Consider the following 22695-nt stretch of genomic DNA (forward strand, 5'->3'; position numbering starts at 1 on the left):
CCTGTTGCACACCACCGGCGCTGTCCAGCAAGAAGTGTCGGCGCCTCGTCGGGCGGCTGATGGCGGTGCAGGCCAACCTGCGATGGCTGCCAGGGTAGATCATCAGGCATTGGTCGGGGTTGAGGTCGTGGGTGCGTAGTGCGAGGGCGCCGCCTCGGCGGCAGGCGGTTTCGATGTGCGGGCGCAGGATCGTGGGCGTCGAGTTCGGGGGCATCGCCGGTAGTAGCGCGGTCTGGCAGATCTCGGCCAGCTGGTTCGATGGGATGGCGTAGCGGTGGGGAGGGGCGTCGTACGGGCATGGTGAGTGGGCGGGCAGGGTTGCCGCACCCCGGGCGGGTCCCGTTGTCCTAGGCGTAGAGGTACACGCATCGCACCGCACCGGTGAATGCTCGATGGCGCTGGTGCCGCCGCGGGAGGGTGCGGGTCGGTTGGTGCGTGCCATCTCATCCAGCTCGGTTTTCGTCGGTTTTCGAGGCGGTGATCACGCCAGGCGTCGCGCAGGTGGTCGAAGTGGGTGTTGTAGGTGCGCAGCGGCCCGCCAATAACTGCGCCCGTACTTTCGGAACGACCTCGCCGAAGGTGGGAACATTCGCGCCGGTGGTGACGAGATCGGCGGGAGAGATGCCCATCTGGACAGCAGCAATCGCGCGGCAGCGACGGTTTCCGCGCTCGCCGCATGCTGTGTCGGTGTCGTCATCGTCGTGGCGGCCCGGTCAGTCGCAGGCTGGCCGCGCGCAACTCATCGAGCGCGGCGGGTGGGTGGATCAACAACTGGTTGCGGGTGCGGTGCCCGATGAGCAGGGTGCGGTCGCCGACGAGCAGCTCACCTGCCGCCGCAGCCGATACGGGATGTGGAAGTTCGCCCACCCGCGGCGATAACGGCCTGTCCGTCCTGGGCCGGGCGGGTCAGCAGCACTTCGGCGGCGAGGCAGGTCGGTTCCAGGCGGCCAGTCCACGGCGGCGAAACTGATCTTGTCGAGGAGGCGGCCCCCGTCGCCGACAGTGCAAATCCCGTAGACGACATCACCATAGGCGGGCTCCGCCGTTCGGGTCTCGGGTAGCGGTTCGTGTGCGAAGGCACTTACACAGAGAGCACGGATGTGTGTCACATCTGACGTGAACCTGTGCGCGAGAGGGGACTTGAACCCCTACGTCCGTGGACACCAGAACCTAAATCTGGCGCGTCTGCCAATTTCGCCACTCGCGCTTGATGGTACGACCGTCCAAACTCTACCGGGCGTATCGGTCATCGCGCAGCATCGGGTGGGTGTGGCGTACCCGTCAGTAACCCCACCTGCGATTATAACAATTTGGAAACTATCAACATGAGGAGAACTCATGTTTCGTACGCGTTGGTAACCCGATGGACCAGCGGGTTCAAACATGAGGAAGGGGCGTGCTTCTGACTATTTTGGTACGGAAGTACCGAAATACTCGGTGGTAGCCCCGACGCCCGGGGGCAAACGTGAGGATTTCCTCATGATTTTGTGTCATCCTCGCCAATATCAGGCCGATTGCTTGCGATCACCCGTACACCCAGAGGGAGCGGCGTGTCGCCAAGGGCATGTCGCACGGAGAAGGAAGTCGAAGCGTCTTGACGATCAACGAGAGCACCGAGACCGGGACCGGACAGAGCGCGAAGGCGGCCGCGGCCGCCGGGAAGGCCGCGTCCGCTGGTGCGCGGTCGCCGCTGCTGGATCGTCTGCTGGATGGCGTTCCGTATGCGCTTGCCTTCGGTGGCCAAGGTGCGCAGTGGCTCGGCGAGCTGGAGGAGATCGGGCGCGACAGCGCTTTGGAGCCGGAGCTGACCGCGTTGGTCAACGAGGCGGCCGCGCTGCTCGAGCCGGTCGCGGCGCAATTGCTCGTGGTGCGGCCGGTCGGCTTCGACCCGATCGGCTGGATGTTGGAGAACGAGCTGGCCGACACCGACGAGGGCGAGGTCTCCGCCGCGCCGTCCGAGCGGGTGCTGCGGTCGGCCGCGGTGTCGATGCCTGGCGTGCTGCTGACCCAGGTGGCCGCGGTGCGGGCGCTGCGGCTGCAGGGACTGGACGCGTCCGAGCACGCGCCCGCCGCGGTCGTCGGGCACTCGCAGGGTCTGTTGGCGGCCGCCGCGGTCGAGGCGGGCGGCGAGCGCGACGCCGAGCTGTTGGCCGTGGCGCAGTTGATCGGCGCGGCGGCTGGTCTGGTCGCGCGCCGGCGCGGGCTGATGCCGGTGGGCGATCGCTCGCCGATGGTCGCGGTGTCGAACGTCGACCCCGAGCAGTTGCGGGCCGTGGTGGCCGAGGTAAGTGAAGGCATCGATCCGGCCGCGGCCGCGGTGGTCTCGATCCGCAACGGTCGTCGTCGCGCGGTGTTGTCCGGTGCGCCGGCGCAGCTGGAGCGGGTGCGCCAGCGGTGTGCGCAGATCCACGACGAACAGGCACGTGAGCGGGACGCGAAGGTGCGCGGCGGCGCGGTGTTCGCGCCGGTCTTCGAAGACGTGGCTGTCGATGTGGCGTTCCATCACCCTGCGCTGGCCGACACCGTCGACCTGGTCACCGGCTGGGCCACCCAGTGCGGCGTGGACGCCGAGCTGGCGGGCGAACTGGCCCGGCAGATCCTGGTGGATCCGATCGACTGGGTCGACGTGGTCGATGACGTAATTTCCGCGGGTGCGCAATGGATTCTGGACCTCGGCCCTGGTGATCTGCTGTCCCGCGTCACCTCCGGCTCGTTGAAGGGCACCGGCGTCGGGATCATCGCGGCGGCCACCCGTGCCGGGCAGCGCAGCCTGCTCACGCCGGGCGCCGCGCCGGAGCCGGCGACCTCGTGGTCGGCGTTCGCGCCACGGCCGGTGCGGCTGCCCAACGGGCGCATCGTGGTCGAGACCGCGTTCACCAAGCTGACCGGACGCTCACCGATTTTGCTCGCGGGCATGACTCCGACCACGGTCGACGCGAAGATCGTCGCGGCCGCGGCCAACGCGGGTCACTGGGCCGAACTGGCCGGTGGCGGTCAGGTCACCGAGCAGATCTTCGCCGACCGGGTGGCCGAGCTGAAGACGCTGCTGCAACCCGGTCGCGCGGTGCAGTTCAACTCGCTGTTCCTCGACCCCTACCTGTGGAAGCTGCAGCTGGGCGGTAAGCGCCTGGTGCAGCGGGCCCGCACGGCGGGCGCTCCGTTCGACGGTGTCATCGTGACCGCGGGCATTCCCGAGTTGGAGGAAGCCGTCGCGCTGATCGAGGAACTGACCGAAGTCGGTATCTCGCACGTCGCATTCAAGCCGGGCACCGTTGCCCAGATCCGGGCGGTGCTGCGGATCGCCGACGAGGTCCGGGACTATCCGGTGATCATGCACATCGAGGGCGGTAAGGCCGGTGGCCACCACTCGTGGGAGGACCTCGACGATCTGCTGCTGAGCACCTACGCAGAACTGCGCAATCGCGCCAACGTCGTGGTGTGCGTCGGTGGCGGCATCGGCACGCCCGAACGCGCGACGCAGTACCTCACCGGTGAATGGGCGGTTCCACACGGCTACCCCGAGATGCCGCTGGACGGTGTGCTGATCGGCACCGCGGCCATGGCGACGCTGGAGGCCACCACCGCACCGGAGGTCAAGCAGCTGCTCGTGGACACCCCCGGCACGCCGGATTGGGTCGGCGCGGGCACCGCGTCGGGTGGAATGGCGTCGGGTCGTAGTCAATTGGGCGCCGACATCCACGAGATCGACAACGCGGCCTCCCGCACCGGCCGCCTGCTCGACGAGGTCGCGGGCGACGCCGACGCGGTCGCCGCGCGCCGCGACGAGATCATCGCGGCGCTGAACGCCACCGCCAAACCGTATTTCGGCGATGTGGCGACCATGACCTACCAGGACTGGCTGGAGCGCTACGTCGAACTCGCCGTCGGCTTGGACCGTCGCAAGGACTTCGACTGCGGCAGCGACCTCGGCGAGGCCATCGCCGACGCCACCCGCTCGGTCTGGCTGGACATCACCTGGCGCGACCGTTTCGCGGAGATGATGCGCCGCACCGAATCCCGGCTGCACCCGGCCGACCGCGGCGAGATCCCCACCCTGTTCCCCAGCGACGAGGACTTCGAGAACCCGGTCGCCGCGCTGTGCACGCTGAAGGAGCGGTACCCGGCCATCGCGCACGCCCTGCTGCACCCGGCCGACGTTCCGTTCTTCGTGTCGCTGTGCAAGACGCCCGGCAAGCCGGTGAACTTCGTCCCGGTCGTCGACGGCGACGTGCGCCGTTGGTGGCGTTCGGATTCACTGTGGCAAGCGCATGACCCGCGGTACTCGGCCGACCAGGTGTGCATCATTCCGGGCACCGTCGCGGTCGCGGGCATCACCCGGGTCGACGAGCCGGTTGGCGAGCTGCTCGACCGCTTCGAACAGGACACCGCGTACTCGCTGGTGCGCGCCGGCGTCGTGCCCGCCGCGATCGATGCGCGCCGCACCGCCGGTATCACCAGCGGTCCGATCGACGCCGTGCTCGCCGCACCCGACGTCCAGTGGGCCGGGCGCACCACCATCAGCCCGGTGCACCGGCTCGGCGACCTGTCCGAGTGGGTCGTCGACGGCAAGGGTGCGGTGCACCCGCCCAGCGGCGCGACACTGTCCGAGACCACCGGTCCCGAGCAAGAGCATTCCTATGTCGAGCTGACCGTTCCTCTGCTGGCGGGCAATGTGGTTCGGATCCGCATCACCGTTCCGGTGTCCACCTACAACGGCGCGGCCCCGGTGGTCACCGAGGCCGACGCGGACGAGGCCATGTCCGCGCTGCTCGCGGTCGCCGCGGGACAGTCGCTGCCGGAGGTCAAGGGCAAGGTCGCGCACCTGAACCTGGCCTGGACGCCGGACCTCATCGCCGACCACGCGGGCGTCACCGGTTCCGGTCTGCCCGCCACGCTGAGCACGCTGGGCCGCATCGCGCCGGACGTGCTGGTCGGCGCCTGCTGGCCGGCCGTGTTCGCGGTGCTCGGCGCGGCGCGCACCTCGAAGGACGAGAGCGTCATCGAGGGCATGCTCGACCTGGTCCACCTGGACCACCAGATCCACCTCGCCAGCGAACTTCCCGCCGACACCAGCGTTCTCGCGGTCCGTGCGGAGGCGGGCGAGACGCTCGACACCGACCTCGGCCGGGTCGTCGAGGTGCACGTACGTATCACCGCCATGCTGGACAAGCCCGAGACCGGGATGTCCATGCCGGTGCTGGCCACCCTCACCGAGCGGTTCGCGATCCGCGGGCGCACCGGGACAGGCCAGCTGACCGATCCGCCGCGCGCGGCGGGGACAGTGTCCGACTCGGCCACCGACACCCCGCGCCGGCGTCGTCGCGACGTCACCATCGTCGCGCCGCGCGCCATGCACGCGTTCGCCGCTGTCTCCGGTGACCACAACCCGATCCACACCAGCGATTCCGCGGCGAAGTTGGCCGGCCTCGGCAGCCCGATCGTGCACGGCATGTGGCTGTCGGCCGCCGCGCAGCACGCGGTGTCCGCGGTCGATCCGGCCGGCTCGGCTCCCGCGCGGACGCTGACCGCGTGGACCACCCGTTTCCTCGGGATGGTCCGCCCCGGCGCGGAGATCGACGTGCGCGTCGAGCGAGTCGCGATCGACGCGGGCAGCGAGATCGTCGAGGTCTCCTGCCGGACCGACGGCGACCTGGTGATGACCGCGACCGGTCGCACCGTGGCGCCGAAGACCGTCTACGCCTTCCCCGGCCAGGGTATTCAGCGCAAGGGCATGGGCCTGGACGCCCGCTCCCGCTCGAAGGCCGCCAAGGAGATCTGGGAGCGCGCCGACAAGCACACCCGCGCGGCGCTGGGCTTCTCCATCCTGGCCGTGGTGCGGGACAACCCGACCTACCTGAAGGCGCGCGGCGTCGAACACCGGCACCCGGACGGCGTGCTGCACCTGACCCAGTTCACCCAGGCCGCCATGGCCACCCTGGGCGTCGCTCAGGTGGCGGAGCTGCGCGAGTCGGGCGCTTTCGTCGAGGGCGCGATGCTGGCGGGCCACTCGGTCGGCGAGTACAACGCGCTCGCGGCCGTCGCCGGGGTGCTACCGCTGGAAGCGGTGCTGGAGGTGGTGTTCCAGCGCGGCTCGTCCATGCACGAGCTGGTGCCGCGGGATGCGCAGGGCCGCAGCGACTACCAGATGGCCGCCATCCGCCCCTCCCAGATCGGGTTGCCCGACGACGAGGTGGTCGACTTCGTCAACGGCATCGGCGAGCGGGTCGGTGAATTCCTCGAGGTGGTCAACCTGAACCTGCGCGGCTCGCAGTACGCGATCGCCGGCACGGTGGCGGGCCTGGCGGCGCTGGAGGAGGAGATCGACCGGCGCCGTGCGGAATTCGGCGGTCGACGGGCGTTCATCGTGGTGCCCGGCATCGACGTGCCATTCCACTCCACCGTCCTGCGCAAGGGTGTCCCGGAGTTCCGGCAGAAGCTCGCGCAACTGCTGCCCGCGGATCTGCAGCCGGAAACCCTGCTCGGGCGCTACATCCCGAACCTGGTGCCCAAGCCGTTCTCGCTGGAGCGCGCCTTCGTCCAGGAAATCGCGGACCTGGTGCCCTCCGAGCCGCTGGCCGAGGTGCTCACCGACTTCGACAGCTGGGCGGCCCGGCCGACCGACCTGTGCCGGGTCGTGCTGATCGAGCTGCTCGCGTGGCAGTTCGCCAGCCCGGTGCGCTGGATCGAGACCCAGGACCTGCTGTTCACCGATCCCGCGCAGGGCGGCCTCGGCGTCGAGCGGTTCATCGAGATCGGTCTCGGTGCGACGCCGACGGTGGCCAACCTCGCCAGCCAGACGTTGAAGCTGCCGGCGTTCGGCGGCGCCAAGATCGAGGTGCTCAATATCGAGCGCGAGGCCGCGATCGTGTACTCGACCGACACCGACCCCGCACCGGTCGACGAGCCGGTGGAGGAGGTGGCCACCGCCACCACCACCGCGGCCCCGGTCGCTGCGGCCGCCCCGGTCGCCGCGCCCGCACCGAGTTCGGGTGGCGCGCGTCCGGACGACATCGCATTCACCGCCGCCGACGCCACCCGCGTGCTGATCGCGCTGTGGACCAAACTGCGGCTGGACCAGATCGGTCCGGTGGACACCATCGAGGGCCTGTGTGACGGCGTCTCGTCGCGACGCAACCAGTTGCTGGTCGACCTCGGCGCGGAGCTGTCGCTCGGCGCGATCGACGGCGCGGCCGATGCGGACATGGGTGCGCTCTCGGCCACGGTGGAGCGTCTGGCGCGCACCTACAAGCCGTTCGGTTCGGTCTTGAGCGACGCGGTCGGCGACCACCTGCGCAAGGTGTTCGGTCCGTCCGGCAAGCGCCCCGCGGCGATCGCCGAGCGCGTGAAGAAGGTGTGGGAACTCGGCGATGGCTGGGCCAGCCACGTGACCACCGAGGTGTCGCTCGGCACCAGGGAAGGCGCCAGCGTGCGCGGCGGCGATCTCGGCGGGCTGGTGTCCGGCTCGCTGGGCGACGCCGCCTCGGTCGACGCGGCCATCGACGCCGCTGTGCAAGCCGTCGCGGCTCGTCGCGGGATCGCGGTGTCGCTGCCCGCGGTAGGCGGTGGTGGCGGCGCGACCGTCGACGCGGCCGCGCTCGGCGAGTTCACCGAGCAGATCACCGGACGCGACGGCGTGCTCGCCACTGCCGCGCGGGTGGTGCTCGAGCAGCTCGGATTGTCCGAGCGGGTGTCCGCTCCGGAGGCGACCGACGACTCGCTGGTCGAACTGGTGTCGGCCGAACTGGGCTCGGATTGGCCGCGCCTGGTCGCCCCCGCGTTCGACGCGCGCAAAGCGGTGCTGTTGGACGACCGGTGGGCCACCGCGCGTGAGGATCTGGCCCGGCTGTGGCTGCTCGACGACATCGGCTCCGCCGAGGGACCGGTGACCGGATTCCTGGGTGCGGGCGAAGCCGTCGCGGCGCAGGCCAACTGGTGGCGTCAGCGCGCCATGGGCGAGGCGCGCTCGGTGCTGGCCCGGCTCTACGAGCGCATCGCCGAAGCGGCGCTGAGCACCGAAGAGCCCGGGCTCTGGTCCTCGGATGTCGCGGTGGTCACCGGTGCGAGCAAGGGATCCATCGCGGCGGCGGTGGCCGGGCGCCTGCTCGGCGGCGGCGCCACGGTCGTGGTCACCACCTCGTCGCTGAACGACGCGCGTCTCGGCTTCTATCGGAAGCTGTACCGGGAGAACGCCCGGCACGGCGCCGCACTCTGGGTCGTGCCGGCGAATATGGCGTCGTACCAGGACATCGACGCGCTGATCGACTGGGTGGGCACCGAGCAGGTCGACAGTGCGGGCGGCGCGAAGATCAAGATCAAGGGCGCGATGACCCCCACCCTGCTGCTGCCGTTCGCGGCGCCGCGGGTGGCCGGTGACCTCGCGGACGCCGGCGCCCGCGCCGAACTGGAGATGCGGGTACTGCTCTGGTCGGTCGAGCGGTTGATCGGCGGACTGTCCACGCTGGGCGCCGACCACGATGTGGACGCGAAACTGCATGTGGTGCTGCCCGGTTCGCCCAACCGCGGCCTGTTCGGCGGCGACGGAGCCTACGGCGAGGCGAAGGCGGCGCTGGATGCGGTGGTCGCCAAGTGGCGGGTCGAGAAGTCGTGGTCGTCGCGGGTCACGTTGGTGCACGCGCTGATCGGCTGGGTGCGTGGCACCAGCCTGATGGGTCACAACGACCCGATGGTCGCCGCGGTCGAGGAGGCCGGGGTACACACCTGGTCCACCACCGAGATGGCCGACGAGCTGCTCAAGTGGTGCACCTCGCGTGCCCGCCAGGTCACCGTGACCGGTCCGGAGCAGATCGACCTGACCGGAGGATTGGCCAAGGCCAAGCTGGATCTGCCCGCGCTGGCCAAGCAGGCCGCGGAGCAGGCCGAAGCCGAGACCGCTCATGCCGACGCGGCACGGACGATCGCGGTGCTGCCGACGCCGCCGACCATGACCTCGGCGCTGCCGGTGCCGGATTTCGACGGCGTCACCGCCGATCTCGCCGACATGGTGGTCATCGTCGGCGCCGGTGAGCTGGGCCCGTACGGCTCGGCGCGCACCCGGTTCGAGATGGAGGTCTCCGACGAGTTGTCGGCCGCGGGCGTGCTGGAACTCGCCTGGACCACCGGCCTGATCACCTGGGAGAACGACCCGAAGCCGGGGTGGTACGACGCCGAGTCCGGCGACTACGTGCCCGAACACGAGGTGGCCGAGCGGTACCACGACACGGTGGTCGCCCGCTGCGGTGTGCGCCGCTACGAGGACGACGGCGCCATGACCGCCGGCGACGACGGCAAGGTGACAGCTCCGCTGATGACCTCGGTCTTCCTCGACCAGGATCTGTCGTTCACGGTGGGCGGCGAGGCCGAGGCGCGCGCCTTCTACGCCGCCGCCCCGGAGCACACGGTGATCACGCCGGTCGCCGATTCCGGCGACTGGACCGTGACGCGGAAGGCGGGCACCGAGATCCGGGTGCCGCGTCGGGCCAAGCTGTCGCGCACCGTCGGCGGTCAGATCCCGACCGGCTGGGATCCGACCATCTGGGGCATTTCGGCGGATATGGCCGCCTCGGTGGACCGGGTCGCGCTGTGGAACATCGTGTGCACGGTGGACGCGTTCATCAGCTCCGGTTTCAGTCCGGCCGAACTGATGAGCTGGGTGCATCCCTCGCTGGTGGCCAACACACAGGGCACCGGTATGGGCGGCATGTCCTCGATGCGTTCGCTCTACATCGACAACCTGCTCGGCGAGTCGCGTCCGAACGACATCCTGCAGGAGGCGCTGCCGAACGTGGCGCTGGCGCACGTGGTGCAGTCCTACGTCGGCAGCTACGGCGCGATGGTGCATCCGGTGGCGGCCTGCGCCACTGCCGCGGTGTCGGTCGAGGAGGGCATGGACAAGATCCGGCTCGGCAAGGCGGAGTTGGTGGTCGCCGGTGGCTACGACGACCTCGGAATCGAGGGCATCGTCGGCTTCGGTGACATGTCGGCGACCGCGGACTCGGCGACCATGAGCGCGAAGGGCATCAGCGACCGGTACTTCTCTCGGGCCAACGATCGCCGCCGCGGCGGGTTCGTCGAGTCGCAAGGCGGCGGCACCGTGCTGCTCGCCCGTGGTGACATCGCCGTGGAGCTCGGCCTGCCGGTACTCGGCGTGGTCGCGTTCGCACAGTCGTTCGCCGACGGCGTGCACACCTCGATCCCGGCGCCCGGCCTCGGCGCGCTCGGCGCGGGTCGTGGTGGGCGGGAATCGCGGTTTGTCGCGGAACTGCGCAAGCTCGGTGTGCAGCCCGACGACATCGCGGTGGTCTCCAAGCACGACACCTCGACCGGAGCCAACGACCCGAACGAATCCGAACTGCACGAGCGGCTCGCCACCGCGATCGGGCGGTCGGAGGGCGCCCCGCTGTTCGTCGTCTCGCAGAAGAGCCTGACCGGGCATGCCAAGGGCGGGGCGGCCGCGTTCCAGCTGATCGGCCTGTGCCAGGTGCTGGAAAACGGTGTGGTGCCGCCGAATCGGAGCCTCGACTGTGTCGATGACAAGATGCAGGAGTACCCGCACCTGGTGTGGGTGCGTGAGCCGCTGCGCTTCGGCGACCGGTTCCCGCTCAAGGCGGGTCTGGTGACCTCGCTCGGCTTCGGGCACGTCTCCGGCCTGCTCGCCGTGGTGCATCCGGAGGCATTCATCCAGGCCATCGAGCCGGGGCGGCGCGAGGAGTACCAGCGCAGGGCGCAGCAGCGTCAGCTGGCGGGCCGGCAGCGGTTCGCCGAGGCCATGTGTGGTGGCACGCCGCTGTACGAGCGTCCCGCGGATCGCCGTCTCGGCGCGGATGGCACCCCTGCCAAGCGGAGCCGGCAGTTGGAGGCCGACATGCTGCTCACGCCGGAGGCGCGCCTCGGGCGTGACGGCGCGTACCGGGCGAACGGGCTCGGATGCGCGTGACCGTATCAGCGGCAGGGCAACTCGTCGCACGGGGTCCGCGCACCGGCGCGGACCCCAGGTCGTAGGCTGCCCGGCTATGACGATCCTCGGTATCGGCTTGGACTTGGTGACTATCTCCGAGTTCGCCGAACAGCTCGAACGCGCCGGAACAACCATGCTCCGAGAGAGTTTCACGGCGGGAGAGCGGCGATACTGCCAGAGCAAAGGGACCGACCCGGCACGCAGCTACGCGACGCGCTGGGCGGCGAAGGAGGCGGTGATCAAAGCTTGGGCCGCGTCGCGGTTCGCCCGCAGCCCGCAGATCGGCGACAACCCTTATCCGCTGATCGAGGTGGTCAACGACGCGTGGGGCCGGCCGAGCATCAAGCTGCACGGTCTGGCCGCCGAGTTCCTTCCGCGGGTGAAGGTGCACCTGTCTCTGACGCACGACGGCGACACCGCGGCTGCCATGGTCGTACTGGAGGACCCGGGCGAGCGTGACGAACAGGTCGAAAGCGGCGAAGGAACAAAAGGAACGAACTGAAGGCGCGGTGATCCCGGCTCCTGCCGGGATCACCCGCTAGCGCTCGCTGGCGGTGCGCGATTCCTTTTCCGCGACGAGCAGGTAGGCGACCATCAGTCGCTTGAGTTCCGACACCGCCTCCGCGTTGCTCTGGTCGTCTTGAACCGAGAAGTTCAGCATCGAATAGACCACGTGCACCAGCACTTCGGCCATCATGGTGCGGCGCGCCCGCGGGGTGCGCGGGGTGAGTGGCCGCAACATCTGTGACACGACCTCGGCGAACTCCTTCTCGTGGATCGCGCCGGTGGCCCGGGTGGACGGGGTGGACTGCATGGCCAGCCAAACCTCACGCCGGGACGGGTCGGTCATCCAGAGATTGGCCAGATGATCGACGAACTGGTTCATGTGCCGCAACCAGTCCAGTGACGGGATCTCGCCGTGGAAATCGGCCAGCTCCTGGGAAACGGCAACCAGATCTTGTCGATTCAGCTCACAGACGATCACGTACTTGTTGGCGAAGAACTGATACAGCGTGCCGATCGGCACTTCGGCCCGCGTCGCGACCTCTTCACAGGTGAACGACTCGAACCCGACCTCGACCAGCAGTTCGCGTGACGCCTGTAACAGGGCGTCGAACTTGCGTTTGCTGCGTTCCTGCGTCGGCCGGCGCCGCGGCATGAGCTCCTGTGGGTCGTCCTGCAGCTCCAACGCAGGGTCCAGACGTTGCTTCGACCTGGCCTCCGCGCGTACTTCCACACATCCAGGCTAACGGTAGTAACACCCGCGCGACACGCGTGCGTGCTGTGTCTGTTCAGGTCTGTCGAATTCGCTACCCATCCACAGCGAATGTGGCGTCGAACACATACCGAGCGCGCGTGCATCACGACGCGTGTTCCGAGCAGGGGAATCCATGGGGCTCAGGGCTTTCGGCTGGCTCGCGAGCCTGGTCAATGCGCAGAGGGAAGGCGTGGTCAGTGGTAGCTCGATCTGTGGTAACTCTCGGCGTTTCCACCGAACGCGGCGCCGTGCACGCGGTAGCGCTCGCCGATGGCGGGAAGCTGTCCGAGCGCGTGGTGCTGCACCGGACCGAACAGACGCACGGTGACACCAAGGCGGACATGGCGGCGGCGGTCGAGACCGCGCTGGACGGCCTCGCCGCCGAGCTGGGGCCGGACCGGGAAGTCGGCGGCGTGGCGGTCACCTACCGGGATGCCGCTGAGCGGCGTGCCATCGTGACCCGGCTGGCGGCCGGTCCGTGGCACACCGCCTCGATGGTCTCGGCGAAGTCGGCGCACCTGAGTGTGGCGAGCATGATGACCTGGCTCGACGAGTTCGACAACTTGCTGGTCTGCGAGGTCGTGCCCGGCTATCAGGCGTTCACCCTGGTAGACCGCGGGCGGCGCCGGGTGCTCGCCGCGGTCGGCCGGGCGGGCGGAGCGAACGCGACGTCGCTGGGCGCGGCGGTGACGGCGGCGTCGGATCAGCTGGAACTGGCCGCGACGAAGCCGAACGCGGTGGTGATCATCGGGTCGGCAGGTCGGGCACCTGCGGTGCTCGCCGCGGTGCGCAGCTTCAGAGCTCCGGTGATTCCGTGCCGGATGGCGGCTTTCGCGGCCGCGGCGGGTGCGGCGGCCAGCGCGCAGGTGGAGGTGGACGAGGTCGATGAGCCGGTCGCCGAGGAGCGTCGGGTGCGCAGCGCAACGGCGCTGTTCGCGGCGGCCGGCGTGCTGGCGGGCGGGATGCTTGTCGGGGGTTTCTACGCGATGAACGGGTTCAGCGGGCCGACATCCAGCGCGGTGGCAGCCGACGCGCGCGTGAGCGCCGGTGGCTGGCTGGTCGACAGCGCTGGTCCGGCCGGCGTCGGGGCGGGTGAGCAAGGGGCGGCCCGGCGTCCGGAGGCGGCTGGATCGTTCGAGGAGTCGACGGCGGGCACCAGGGATCCTTTCGCCTTCTCGCAGGACTGGGGTGATCTGCAGGAGGATGATCCGGTGCCGCTGGAGCCCGCCGATCCCGACGAGGCGCAGACGAGCTCCTCGACAGCACTGGTGCCCGGTGCGGGGACCCCAACGGTGACCGAGGTCGGCCCACCCAATGGTGTGCTGCTTTTTCCCGGCGAGACTCCGCCGCCGGCTGCGTTCACCCCGGAGGCCGCGGACTGGTGGGACAAGCACTTGCGCACTATGGCGCAGTGGGGGACACAGCAGGTGCGGTAGACGTATCGGCAGCGCGCGGTCGCGGGCCCGGCGCCGGTGCGGCGCCGGGCATTTCGCTGTGCGGACTACACCGAAAGGTCGCGGCGCAGTTTGGCGACGTGTCCGGTGGCGCGGACGTTGTACTGCGCCACTTCGATCCTGCCCGCCTCGTCGATCAGGAAGGTGGAACGGATGACGCCGACGACGGTCTTGCCGTACATGGTCTTCTCGCCGTATGCGCCCCAGGCGGTGAGTACGGTGCGGTCGGGGTCCGAGAGCAACGGGAAGGTCAGCTGTTCGCTGTCGCGGAACTTGGCCAGTTTGGCGGGCTTGTCCGGCGAGATGCCGAGAACGTCGATGCCCGCGCCGTTCAGGTCGGCCAGGTTGTCGCGAAAGTCGCAGGCTTGCTTGGTGCAGCCGGGCGTGCTCGCGGCCGGGTAGAAGTACACGATCACCTTGCGGCCGCGATAATCGGCGAGCGAGACGTTTGTGCCGTCGGCATCGGGCAATGTGAATTCGGGGGCGGTGTCGCCAGGGGAGAGTCGTTGGTTGGTGGTCACCTTCAGCACGGTAACCGACCGCTCGGACGCTGTGCGGAAGGGAGATCTCCCGCTGCCCGCTGGTGCGGTGTGCGGCCGGATACACTCGTCCGCGAGCGCTGGGTGTTCCGCGAACGGCCGAGAATGCGGCGTGATTCGTGCCCCGGGCGCGGCAATCGACAACAGGAGGGTTGAACGTGGCAAGGGATACCGAGCGGATCGAACGGGACATCGAGGCCGCCCGCACTCGGCTGGCGAGCACGCTCGACGAACTCGCGGTACGCGCGGATCCGCACCGGATCGCCGACGACACCAAGCAGATCGTGGTCGCGAAGCTGAACGAGCCGAAGGTGAAATACAGTCTGATCGGCGCTGCGGCGCTGGTCGCCGGGCTGGTCGTGCTCAAGATATTCCGCTGAGACGTACAACGACGACACCCGGTATGGCAGCTGCCATACCGGGTGTCGTCGTTGTACCGGTCGGTCAGACCGTCGGGCAGGCGAAGCCGTCGCCATCGGGGTCCAGCTGCGGGCCGTAGCCCGGTTCGCCACGGAACAGCGGTGCCCGGCCCGCGGCGCGGGCTTCGTCGCAGTTGGCGAAGGTGCCCCCGGCCGAGCCGGTCTGCGAGTAACCGGCGGAGCCGGTCGCGGCGGAGCCGGTGTCGACGGCCGACGAGCCGGTCCCGGAGGAACCGGTCGGAGGGGCGGCTAAGGCGGCGGGCGCCGCGATGAAGGTCAGTCCCGCGGCGGCAGCACTGACGGTGAGCCGGCGAACGTTCATGTATTCCTCTGTGTAGTTGCTGCGGTGGATGGGCGTCCGACCGGACGCCGCATCCACTGTTGTGACGGCTAGCGTTCTTGTCAACCGTAGCGGGAGGGAACTAGGGCATCGGGGGGTAGCGGCCAGGGCGTCGGTCAGGTGGTCGGCTGTTCGCCGTTGACGTGTTGGGCGGGGATGTTTCCCATCCGTCCGGCCTGGAAATCGTCCATCGCTTCGATGATTTCCGCACGGGTGTTCATCACGAACGGCCCGTACTGCACAACGGGTTCCTTGATCGGCTGTCCGCCGAGCAACAACACCTCGAGCTCGCCGGTCCGATTGTCTTGGCGCGCATCGGCTGTCATCGAAATCACGTCCCCTCGGTCGAAAACCGCCAGCTGTCCCTCCCGCAGCGGCCTGCGCTCCGCGCCGACCGTGCCGCTGCCGGACAGCACATACGCCATCGCCGTAAACTGTTGCGGCCACGGGGTTTCCAACCGGCCGCCAGGCGTGATCGAAGCGTGCGCGTAGGCGATCGGCGTGTAGGTGGAACCGGGGCCGGCGAATCCGCCGACTTCACCCGCGATGAGCCGGACCAACGCGCCGCCATCGTGCGAACTCACCAGTGTCAGGTCGCTGCCACGTAGATCCTGGTACCGCGGCGCGGCGAACTTCAGGGCGCGCGGCAGGTTCACCCAGAGCTGGACACCGTGGAACCAGCCGCCGGTGACGACCAGTTCCTCCGGTGGGACCTCGTCGTGCAGGATGCCGGAGCCCGCGGTCATCCATTGCGTGTCGCCTTCGCTGATGACTCCGCCGCCGCCGTGGGAGTCGTGGTGCACCATCGTGCCGTCGAGCATGTAGGTCACCGTTTCGAAGCCGCGGTGTGGGTGCCAGGGCGCGCCCTTGGCTTCATGTGGTTCGTAGGCCACCGGCCCCATCTGGTCGAGCAGGATGAACGGGTCGGCGGTGCGCAGATCCACGCTGGGGAACGGCCGGTGGACCTCGAAGCCCGCGCCTTCGCGCTGGGTGTGCGCGGTCACCACGGCACGGACCTTTCGCTCGCGCAGGGTCGCGTCGGGGCGGGGCAGGCGCGGCAGGACCATGATGTCAGGGACGGTGATGGCGGGCATCGGAACCTCCTCGGGGTTAGTGTCCATGTCAACCAAACGGGATTACACTTCATTCCCATGGTCCGGTGGTTGAGTGACGACGAGCAGGCGACCTGGCAGGCCTATGTGCGGCTGCGTCAGCGGATGGACGCGGCGATTTCGGCGGGGTTGGCCGAGGATGGTCTTTCCCTCGCGGACTATGAGCTGATGGTGGCGCTGTCCGCGGCGCCGAACGGCTGCCTGCGAGCCAAGGAGCTGGCCACCGAGGTGTGCTGGGAGAAGAGCCGGTTGTCCAAGCATCTGGCCAGGATGGATGCCCGCGGTCTAGTCGAACGCCGACCCGCGGAAGAGGACGCGCGTGGGGTGATAGTTCAGCTCACGCCGCAAGGACGTCTCGCCCTGGAGCGGGCCGCGCCGAATCATGTGGATCTGGTACGTCGGGTGTTCATCGAGCCGATGACGGCGGCGGAGGCGCAGGTATTGCGCGCGCTCGCGGACAAGGTGGTCGCCGGGGCAGAGCGGGTGGCCGACCTAGGTGCCTGAATGGCGGCCGTGCCCGCGGGTGCCGCGGCCGGTCAGCCGATGCCACCAGCGGCGGCGCTCGGTCGCTGTCCGATCCGGACGCGCCGCCAACGGCCGGGCGCTCGGTGATCGGCTCGCTCGCTCCTGTTCCAGTCCTGTTCGCCACCACCTGACGACCTCGTCCGCGCGCACCGGCGAGATCGGAACGAACGGACCGTACGGCATCCGCAGCCAATCGACGATCCGCTTGTTGAGCTCGGCCACCGTGTCCCGCACCTGCCGCTCGGAGTTCAGTTCCCGCACGGTGTCGGGCAGGCGTTCGACGTCGCGACGCAGCAGCAGGGAGGGGGGCAGCAGGGCATCGCCGCCGACACCCTCGCGGCGCAGATATTCCCGCAGCCACCAGTCCTCGTCGAGGCGGGCGCCCGAACCGGGGATCGGCTTGCCCTGACCGGCGAGGTTATCGAATTCTCCGCGTTCGGTCGCCTCGCGGATCTGTTTGTCGATCCACGATTCGAAGTCCAGATCGGACGGCTTGCGCTCGGTCATCGCGACGGCATCGCCGGCGGGGGCATGTCCTGAGTCTACGCAAGTGCGTAGTAGTCGTGAAAGTGAGTGTGGCAGAGCAAATTCTGGACAAACGGCGGCGCGATCACGACCGCAGGACGATCGGTGGCCCTCACTGACACCGGCTTGAGACGCAGGGCTGTCAGAGATAGCTCGCCGGCCGCCGGGCCTTCTCGGCGAGGTGCGTCCGGGCCCCGAGCGGCAGTGACTGCAGCCTCGTTGTTCGAGGGCCGCGAGGCGGAACCGACGCCGGATCATCGGCGGCCGAGACGGTCTCCGACCCGTCGGTCAGTGCGAATATGTCCAGGTCCGGCAGTTAGAATGGACGTGGTCGCAGCCACGCGGGGCTATTGCTGCCGGTGAACGACTCGCGGATTGATACGCATCAGGATGATTGTTTTGTCCTGGACTCTGAAGGCGATACGTCCGATCGAAGGAGTCACTATGGAGTCCAAGGCAAGCGCGCTGGTGGTGCAAGCTGGTGAGGCGGCGAGGGCATCGCTCGCGGACGGCGCGTTCGAGCTGCTCGCCGATGGGGGCGCGGTCAGCGCCAGTCGGCTCACCCTCGCCGTCGGCGCCGACGGCGCACCACCACACCACCACAAGCTCTCCCACGAACTGTTCTACATGCTGGACGGGACGATGCTTTTCCGTCTCGGCGACACGCTCACCACGGTGGGAAAGGGCGGACTCGTCGTCGTACCGCCCGGCCTGCCGCACGTCTTCGGTGCGGCGGCGGGGGAGATGGCCGACGTGGTCGTCGTGCTCAGCCCTGGTATCGAACGGTTCGGTTACTTCGAACAGCTGGCCGCCATCAGTCGTGGTGAGGCGGAATTCGCGTCGCTTCTCCCTGAGCAGGACCGCTACGATGTGCATTTCGAAAACCTCCCCGACTGGCGATCGGCCCCATCGGCGGGTGCATGACTCGATTCCGCGCCCGTGTGTATTGGTGAAAAGGATTGCGGTAGAGCAGATTTCGCAGGAATCGCGGGGCGATCACGACCATGGGCCGATCGGCGGCTTCACCCACAGCAGCTTCTCGTCGGTGTGTTGACGCGTGGCCGCGGGATGGTCCGGATTTCGGGCAGCCCAGCGGTCTTTCTCATCCAACAGTTCGGCCACCGTCGCCCAGGTCTCGTCGGTACTCGGCGGGTTGGTCTCGGCGGCCCTGGCCAGCTTGCGTCGGGTGCGCGCGGGAAGCGCGAGCAGTTCGGCGCCGGAGATGCCGCGCTGCCAGAGATAGCTCGCCAGCCGCCGCGCCTTCTCGGCACGGCTCTTGGCCGCGGTGTCACTGTGGGCGTAATCGGTCATAGCACTTGTCCACGGGGTTGGGGTGCCTCGACCCTAGTCGACCAGGCGAACCGGGCAGAACGCGACGAAGCCTCCCCGTCCGTGGACAGGGAGGCTTCGTCACGCCGGTCGGCTCAGTACGCGCTGTCGACGTAGTCCATCGAGCCGTAGCGCTGGGCGGCGTAGTTGCAGGCGGCCGCGATGTTCGCTACCGGGTCCCAGATGTCCCAGGAGGTGCCTTCGACGTGGTAGGTGGCGAAGGTCGGGTCGATCACCTGCAGCAGGCCCTTGGAGGGGATGCCCATCGCGGCGTTGGAGTCCCACAGGTTGATGGCCTGGGGGTTACCGGTGGACTCGCGCATGATGTTGCGGTGAATGCCCTCGTAGGTGCCCGGGATGTTGTGCGCCCGCATCACGTCGAGCGCCTGCCGGATCCAGCCGTCCAGGTTGTCCGCGTAGGCCGGGGCCGGTGCGGGCATCGGCGCCGGGATCGGCGCGGGCACAGCGGCCGGGACCGGGGGTGCTGGGACCGGCATGGGTGCCGGGATCGCCGCGGGGGCGGGCACGGCCAGCGCGGCCTCGGCGACATGCGAGGCGGCGGGCTGCTCGTCGGCCACCATGGCGATGCGCGACGGAACGCTGTCGTCGGCGACGGACACCGCGGACGAGGCGGCTACCGCGACTACACCCGCGGCGGCGAAGGCAACGGCGATGCTCTCGCGCAGCGACGGACGTCGGAAAGTGGAAAAGCGGATGTCAGGCATTACGAAATCGGTTCCTTTATCGGGGACTGTTTCGATCCGGCCGCATTCGGGCAACACGGATCCTTTCGGCGGACGCTTGGTGGGCGATCGCCGATCTGGCCATGTGCTGTTGTGTGGTTTGGTTGTGGGGATACTCGGATCCCCGGGCACGCGACGTGTCCGGTGCCGGCTCGCCCTGGATGGGCCTCGGCTGCGGTGTCGCTCGGAACTCCGTATCCTCGATGCGGAGTGACGGGCGGAAGAATGGGTATTGCGGATCCGTTGCCGGTTTCCGCTCCGCCGACCGCGTGGCTGGCAGATGCCCTCCGTGCGGTCGTTTTCCGATGGGTGTTCACAACTTCTCGGACTAACCAAACTTCAGGTCGCTTTTGTGACCTGATTGCAGAATGGTCACGCATGGTGAACAAAGGGTTAACGAGTGGCGAACGAGCGGTGCTGATGATCTTGGAACGCTCGCGCCGTAGTTGCTGAACCGTTACCTAAGCTGGGAGTTTGTCGCTAAACCTGATGTGCGGTACGTCACAAATTTTTCTTGCCGACATGCTGGTTCTCGGCATTCGCAGCAGGGTATCGGCGTCCGAATTGAGACCAGTGGTGCATCTGAGAAACGGCCCAGGTTGCACGACTATCCGGGGAATCGGCGTTAGCCTGGCGAAAGAAAACCGCGCGATTGTCGTCTGATAACGGACAAAAGCGCGGTCTTCGGATTGTGCGCCATCAGGGACTCGAACCCCGAACCCGCTGATTAAGAGTCAGCTGCTCTGCCAATTGAGCTAATGGCGCCCGCCGTGCGTTCCGGCGCGGGACAAACTTTAACAGGCCGAGGCGGTAGAAGTGAAATCGTGCTCTGACCTGGGTTGATGTCATGTTCTCTCGCGCGGGTCACACCGGAGGCGTCAGTGCTGATCTCACGGTTGTAACGCTGTTGTGTCGGCCTCGCATACGCGTTGGCGTAGTTGTGACGTACTGGCAGAATGTCCGATTGTGGTCTCGACCGCCCGCCCACAACGGCGGGGTGACGGCGTAGGCGGTTGGTATCTGAAGCCATCGGTGTGTTCTCCGAACGCCGAGACTTGAAACGGGGTTGAAATGAGCGTTGGTCAGGGTTGGCGAGGGGCGACCGCACGGTGGTCGACACGAAAGATTGCGGGAGCTGTTGTCGTGCTTGCCGTGGCCGCGCTGGCCATGACGTCGTGTTCGTCGTCCGGCCCGAAGCCCGCCCAGGTCGCGATCGACCGCAACCCGATCACCGAGCTGATCAAGCCGAAGTTGCTGTCCCCGGTCAAGGACGGCGAGGTGGGGGTTTCGCCGGGTGTTCCGATGGCGTTCAAGGTCGAGGACGGTAGGTTCACCAATGTCAGCCTGGCGAATCGGCAGGGCGTGTCGGTGAGCGGCAAACTGGCCGCGGACGGTCGGTCCTGGGAGACCACCGAGGTGCTCGGCTACGGCAAGACCTACCGGCTGACGGCGGACGCGATCGGTATCGGCGGCGCGAACTCCACGACGCTGAGTTTCACCACGAGTTCGCCGGACAATCAGACCAAGCCCTACCTGATACCCGGCGAGGCCGAGGTGGTCGGCATCGGTCAGCCGGTGGCCGTTCAGTTCGACGAGAACATCCCGGATCGGAAGGCCGCGCAGGCCGCCATCAAGATCACCACCGAGCCGCCGGTGGAGGGCGCGTTCTACTGGGTGAACAATCGTGAGGTGCGCTGGCGGCCGGAGCATTTCTGGGCGCCGGGGACGCGGGTCGCGATCGATGTGAACGTCTACGGCCGTGATCTCGGCGACGGTCTGTACGGCCAGGACAACATCCACTCCTCCTTCACCGTCGGCGACGCCGTGATCTTCACCGCCGACGACAACACCAAGCAGGTGGTCGTCGAGCAGAACGGCCGGGTGATCCGGACCATGCCGACCTCGATGGGCAAGGACGGCACACCCACTGACAACGGCATCTACATTGTCGCCGACCGGCACGAGCGGATCATCATGGATTCCTCGACCTACGGTGTGGCGGTCGGCTCGCCGGACGGATACAAGACGCCGGTGGACTTCGCGACGCGGTTGTCCTACAGCGGCATCTTCTTCCATTCCGCACCATGGTCGGTCGGTCAGCAGGGCTACAGCAATACCAGTCACGGCTGCCTGAACCTCAGCCCGGCGAACGCGCAGTGGGTTTATCAGAACGCGAAGCGCGGTGACATCACGATCGTCAAGAACACCGTGGGCGGCACGCTGTCCGGCATAGACGGCTTGGGTGACTGGAATATTCCGTGGCAGACCTGGAAGTCGGGCAACGCGGACGACAACCGCTGAGTTTCGTCCGGCTGCGCTGTTTCGTCCGACGCTGTTTCGTCCGACTACGCCGAACAGCCACCGACCACTTGGGTTCACGCGGTCGTCGTAACGCTCTCGACACGAGAGGGATGCGACGACCGCGTCGTGTTCGCGCAGGGCGTGGCTCGTTCAGCGTTTCACGGCGTAGTGACAGCACCATGCCTGGCGCAGCCGAGCCTCGCCGGGGCGAAGGCGGTGGGGCGCACAAGAAAAGCCCGGGAGTATCCGATTTCTCGGAGCCTCCCGGGCTGTTCGGGTGAGCGACGGGACTCGAACCCGCGACAGCCAGGATCACAACCTGGTGCTCTACCAACTGAACTACGCTCACCATCGGCCGGTGAACAACCGGCGCGGTAGATATTAGCGCGTCACCCCTGTTAGTCCCTAATCGGTTTCCGGCGGGCCATTGACCTGGGGCTATTCCACCGTGCTCCCGCCGACCTCGGCGGCGACGGCGGCGATCTCGGTGGTGGAGGGCCCGGGTGGTGCGACGAACGCGGTGCGCCGGTAGTACTCCAACTCGCGAATGGACTCCTTGATATCGGCCAGTGCGCGGTGGGTCAGCCCCTTTTCCGGCTGGCCGAAGTAGATCCGCGGGTACCAGCGGCGGCACAGCTCTTTGACCGAACTCACGTCGATCATCCGATAGTGCAGATGGTTGTCCAGCAGCGGCATGTCGCGCGCGATGAAGCCGCGGTCGGTCGCGATCGAGTTACCGGCCAGCGGCACGGTGCGGGGGGTGGGAACGTACTGGCGGATGTAGTCGAGTACCTGTTGCTCGGCCTCGGCCACGGTCACGGTGGAGCGGCGCACCTCGTCGGTCAGACCGGAGTTTTCGTGCATCTCGGCGACTACCGCGGGCATCGCGGCGAGGGCCTCGTCGTCGGCGTGGATGACGACGTCCACGCCCTCGCCGAGTATGTTGAGATCGCTGTCGGTCACGAGTGCGGCCACCTCGATCAGCTTGTCGCTGTCCAGGAGCAGACCGGTCATCTCGCAATCCATCCACACCACGTACTTGTCGCTCACTGGAGACACAGTAGCCGTGGTGGTGACCGACCGCGCTCACCTGGCTGCGTTGTCGAAGCGCGTTCCGATATCACACGCGCCGAATACACCCTCACGTATATGGCGGATACGAGAGCGGATCAGTGGGGTCGAACCCGCCGTGCCTG

Annotated in this window: 16 protein-coding genes and 3 tRNA genes; 7 read left to right on the forward strand and 12 right to left on the reverse strand. The window is 68.0% G+C overall.

Translation table 11 applies throughout. From position 1 onward, the window contains the following. Positions 1–693: 693 nt before the first annotated feature. Both AB0B25_RS24285 and AB0B25_RS24290 read right to left on the reverse strand, forming a co-directional pair. Positions 694–867 (reverse strand): hypothetical protein, encoded by a 174-nt coding sequence (locus AB0B25_RS24285; RefSeq protein WP_357183601.1) that lies wholly within the window; start codon positions 865–867, stop codon positions 694–696. A gap of 258 nt (positions 868–1125) precedes the next feature. Beyond that, positions 1126–1207 (reverse strand) — tRNA-Leu (locus AB0B25_RS24290). 387 nt (positions 1208–1594) lie between these two features. Here AB0B25_RS24290 and AB0B25_RS24295 point away from each other — a divergent pair. Together AB0B25_RS24295 and AB0B25_RS24300 are read left to right on the forward strand one after the other, a co-directional pair. Then, complete coding sequence (locus AB0B25_RS24295; RefSeq protein WP_357183604.1) at positions 1595–10933, forward strand: fatty acid synthase subunit beta domain-containing protein; 9339 nt, start codon at positions 1595–1597, stop codon at positions 10931–10933. Positions 10934–11009: 76 nt separating this feature from the next. Continuing rightward, the gene (locus AB0B25_RS24300; RefSeq protein ID WP_357183607.1) at positions 11010–11456 is read left to right on the forward strand and encodes a holo-ACP synthase; all 447 of its coding nucleotides are present in this window, start codon (positions 11010–11012) and stop codon (positions 11454–11456) included. A gap of 36 nt (positions 11457–11492) precedes the next feature. Here the strand turns inward: AB0B25_RS24300 and AB0B25_RS24305 are convergent, their stop codons facing one another. Then, positions 11493–12113: a TetR/AcrR family transcriptional regulator gene (locus AB0B25_RS24305; protein ID WP_357079577.1), complete on the reverse strand. Its 621-nt coding sequence runs from the start codon at positions 12111–12113 to the stop codon at positions 11493–11495. A 296-nt stretch (positions 12114–12409) separates the two neighbouring features. On the opposite strand from AB0B25_RS24305, the gene AB0B25_RS24310 reads away from it, so the two are divergent. Then, positions 12410–13648, forward strand: coding sequence for a hypothetical protein (locus tag AB0B25_RS24310; RefSeq protein WP_357183609.1), 1239 nt, complete (start codon positions 12410–12412; stop codon positions 13646–13648). Between the two features lie 65 nt (positions 13649–13713). On the opposite strand, the gene bcp is transcribed toward AB0B25_RS24310, so the two are convergent. After that, positions 13714–14187, reverse strand: a complete 474-nt coding sequence (bcp, locus tag AB0B25_RS24315) for a thioredoxin-dependent thiol peroxidase (RefSeq protein ID WP_357183612.1) — start codon at positions 14185–14187, stop codon at positions 13714–13716. A 176-nt stretch (positions 14188–14363) separates the two neighbouring features. Here bcp and AB0B25_RS24320 point away from each other — a divergent pair, with 176 nt between their 5' ends. Further along, positions 14364–14585 carry a DUF3618 domain-containing protein gene (locus AB0B25_RS24320; RefSeq protein ID WP_357079549.1) on the forward strand — a complete coding sequence of 74 codons (222 nt, stop codon included), beginning with the start codon at positions 14364–14366 and terminating at the stop codon, positions 14583–14585. Positions 14586–14649: 64 nt separating this feature from the next. On the opposite strand, the gene AB0B25_RS24325 is transcribed toward AB0B25_RS24320, so the two are convergent. After that, positions 14650–14946, reverse strand: a complete 297-nt coding sequence (locus AB0B25_RS24325; protein WP_357079546.1) for an excalibur calcium-binding domain-containing protein — start codon at positions 14944–14946, stop codon at positions 14650–14652. A gap of 134 nt (positions 14947–15080) precedes the next feature. Further along, complete coding sequence (locus AB0B25_RS24330; RefSeq protein ID WP_357183614.1) at positions 15081–16058, reverse strand: pirin family protein; 978 nt, start codon at positions 16056–16058, stop codon at positions 15081–15083. Positions 16059–16115: 57 nt separating this feature from the next. Here AB0B25_RS24330 and AB0B25_RS24335 point away from each other — a divergent pair, with 57 nt between their 5' ends. Then, on the forward strand, positions 16116–16580 hold the full coding sequence (locus AB0B25_RS24335; RefSeq protein ID WP_357183617.1) for a MarR family winged helix-turn-helix transcriptional regulator: 465 nt from the start codon (positions 16116–16118) through the stop codon (positions 16578–16580). Here AB0B25_RS24335 and AB0B25_RS24340 read toward each other — a convergent pair. Further along, positions 16569–17108: a DUF1992 domain-containing protein gene (locus AB0B25_RS24340; RefSeq protein WP_357183620.1), complete on the reverse strand. Its 540-nt coding sequence runs from the start codon at positions 17106–17108 to the stop codon at positions 16569–16571. The two genes, AB0B25_RS24335 and AB0B25_RS24340, sit on opposite strands and share 12 nt — an antisense overlap. Before the next feature lie 462 nt (positions 17109–17570). Here AB0B25_RS24340 and AB0B25_RS24345 point away from each other — a divergent pair, with 462 nt between their 5' ends. Beyond that, positions 17571–18050: a cupin domain-containing protein gene (locus AB0B25_RS24345; RefSeq protein WP_357183623.1), complete on the forward strand. Its 480-nt coding sequence runs from the start codon at positions 17571–17573 to the stop codon at positions 18048–18050. 72 nt (positions 18051–18122) lie between these two features. On the opposite strand, the gene AB0B25_RS24350 is transcribed toward AB0B25_RS24345, so the two are convergent. The 3 genes from AB0B25_RS24350 to AB0B25_RS24360 all read right to left on the reverse strand — a co-directional run bounded on the left by AB0B25_RS24350 (position 18123) and on the right by AB0B25_RS24360 (position 19963). Beyond that, positions 18123–18437 (reverse strand): hypothetical protein, encoded by a 315-nt coding sequence (locus AB0B25_RS24350; protein WP_357183625.1) that lies wholly within the window; start codon positions 18435–18437, stop codon positions 18123–18125. Between the two features lie 113 nt (positions 18438–18550). Then, positions 18551–19180 carry a transglycosylase SLT domain-containing protein gene (locus AB0B25_RS24355; protein WP_357183628.1) on the reverse strand — a complete coding sequence of 210 codons (630 nt, stop codon included), beginning with the start codon at positions 19178–19180 and terminating at the stop codon, positions 18551–18553. Between the two features lie 710 nt (positions 19181–19890). Continuing rightward, positions 19891–19963: transfer RNA gene (locus AB0B25_RS24360), tRNA-Lys, on the reverse strand. A 402-nt stretch (positions 19964–20365) separates the two neighbouring features. On the opposite strand from AB0B25_RS24360, the gene AB0B25_RS24365 reads away from it, so the two are divergent. Further along, entirely contained in the window at positions 20366–21499 is a 1134-nt protein-coding gene (locus AB0B25_RS24365) for an Ig-like domain-containing protein (RefSeq protein ID WP_357183712.1), read from the forward strand. A gap of 276 nt (positions 21500–21775) precedes the next feature. Here AB0B25_RS24365 and AB0B25_RS24370 read toward each other — a convergent pair. Beyond that, positions 21776–21848 (reverse strand) — tRNA-His (locus AB0B25_RS24370). Positions 21849–21937: 89 nt separating this feature from the next. Beyond that, the gene (gene orn / locus AB0B25_RS24375) at positions 21938–22549 is read right to left on the reverse strand and encodes an oligoribonuclease (RefSeq protein WP_357183631.1); all 612 of its coding nucleotides are present in this window, start codon (positions 22547–22549) and stop codon (positions 21938–21940) included. Positions 22550–22695: the final 146 nt, after the last annotated feature.

Source organism: Nocardia sp. NPDC049190, assembly GCF_040648115.1.
Taxonomy (GTDB): Bacteria; Actinomycetota; Actinomycetes; order Mycobacteriales; family Mycobacteriaceae; genus Nocardia.

Bases quoted from the DNA above. Each gene is read 5' to 3' on its own strand.
- AB0B25_RS24300 (WP_357183607.1), top strand. From the start codon at position 11,010: ATGACGATCCTCGGTATCGGCTTGGACTTGGTGACTATCTCCGAGTTC.
- AB0B25_RS24305 (WP_357079577.1), bottom strand. From the start codon at position 12,113: ATGCCGCGGCGCCGGCCGACGCAGGAACGCAGCAAACGCAAGTTCGAC.
- AB0B25_RS24325 (WP_357079546.1), bottom strand. From the start codon at position 14,946: ATGAACGTTCGCCGGCTCACCGTCAGTGCTGCCGCCGCGGGACTGACC.
- AB0B25_RS24330 (WP_357183614.1), bottom strand. From the start codon at position 16,058: ATGCCCGCCATCACCGTCCCTGACATCATGGTCCTGCCGCGCCTGCCC.
- AB0B25_RS24335 (WP_357183617.1), top strand. From the start codon at position 16,116: ATGGTCCGGTGGTTGAGTGACGACGAGCAGGCGACCTGGCAGGCCTAT.
- AB0B25_RS24340 (WP_357183620.1), bottom strand. From the start codon at position 17,108: ATGACCGAGCGCAAGCCGTCCGATCTGGACTTCGAATCGTGGATCGAC.
- AB0B25_RS24345 (WP_357183623.1), top strand. From the start codon at position 17,571: ATGGAGTCCAAGGCAAGCGCGCTGGTGGTGCAAGCTGGTGAGGCGGCG.
- AB0B25_RS24350 (WP_357183625.1), bottom strand. From the start codon at position 18,437: ATGACCGATTACGCCCACAGTGACACCGCGGCCAAGAGCCGTGCCGAG.
- AB0B25_RS24355 (WP_357183628.1), bottom strand. From the start codon at position 19,180: ATGCCTGACATCCGCTTTTCCACTTTCCGACGTCCGTCGCTGCGCGAG.
- AB0B25_RS24365 (WP_357183712.1), top strand. From the start codon at position 20,366: ATGACGTCGTGTTCGTCGTCCGGCCCGAAGCCCGCCCAGGTCGCGATC.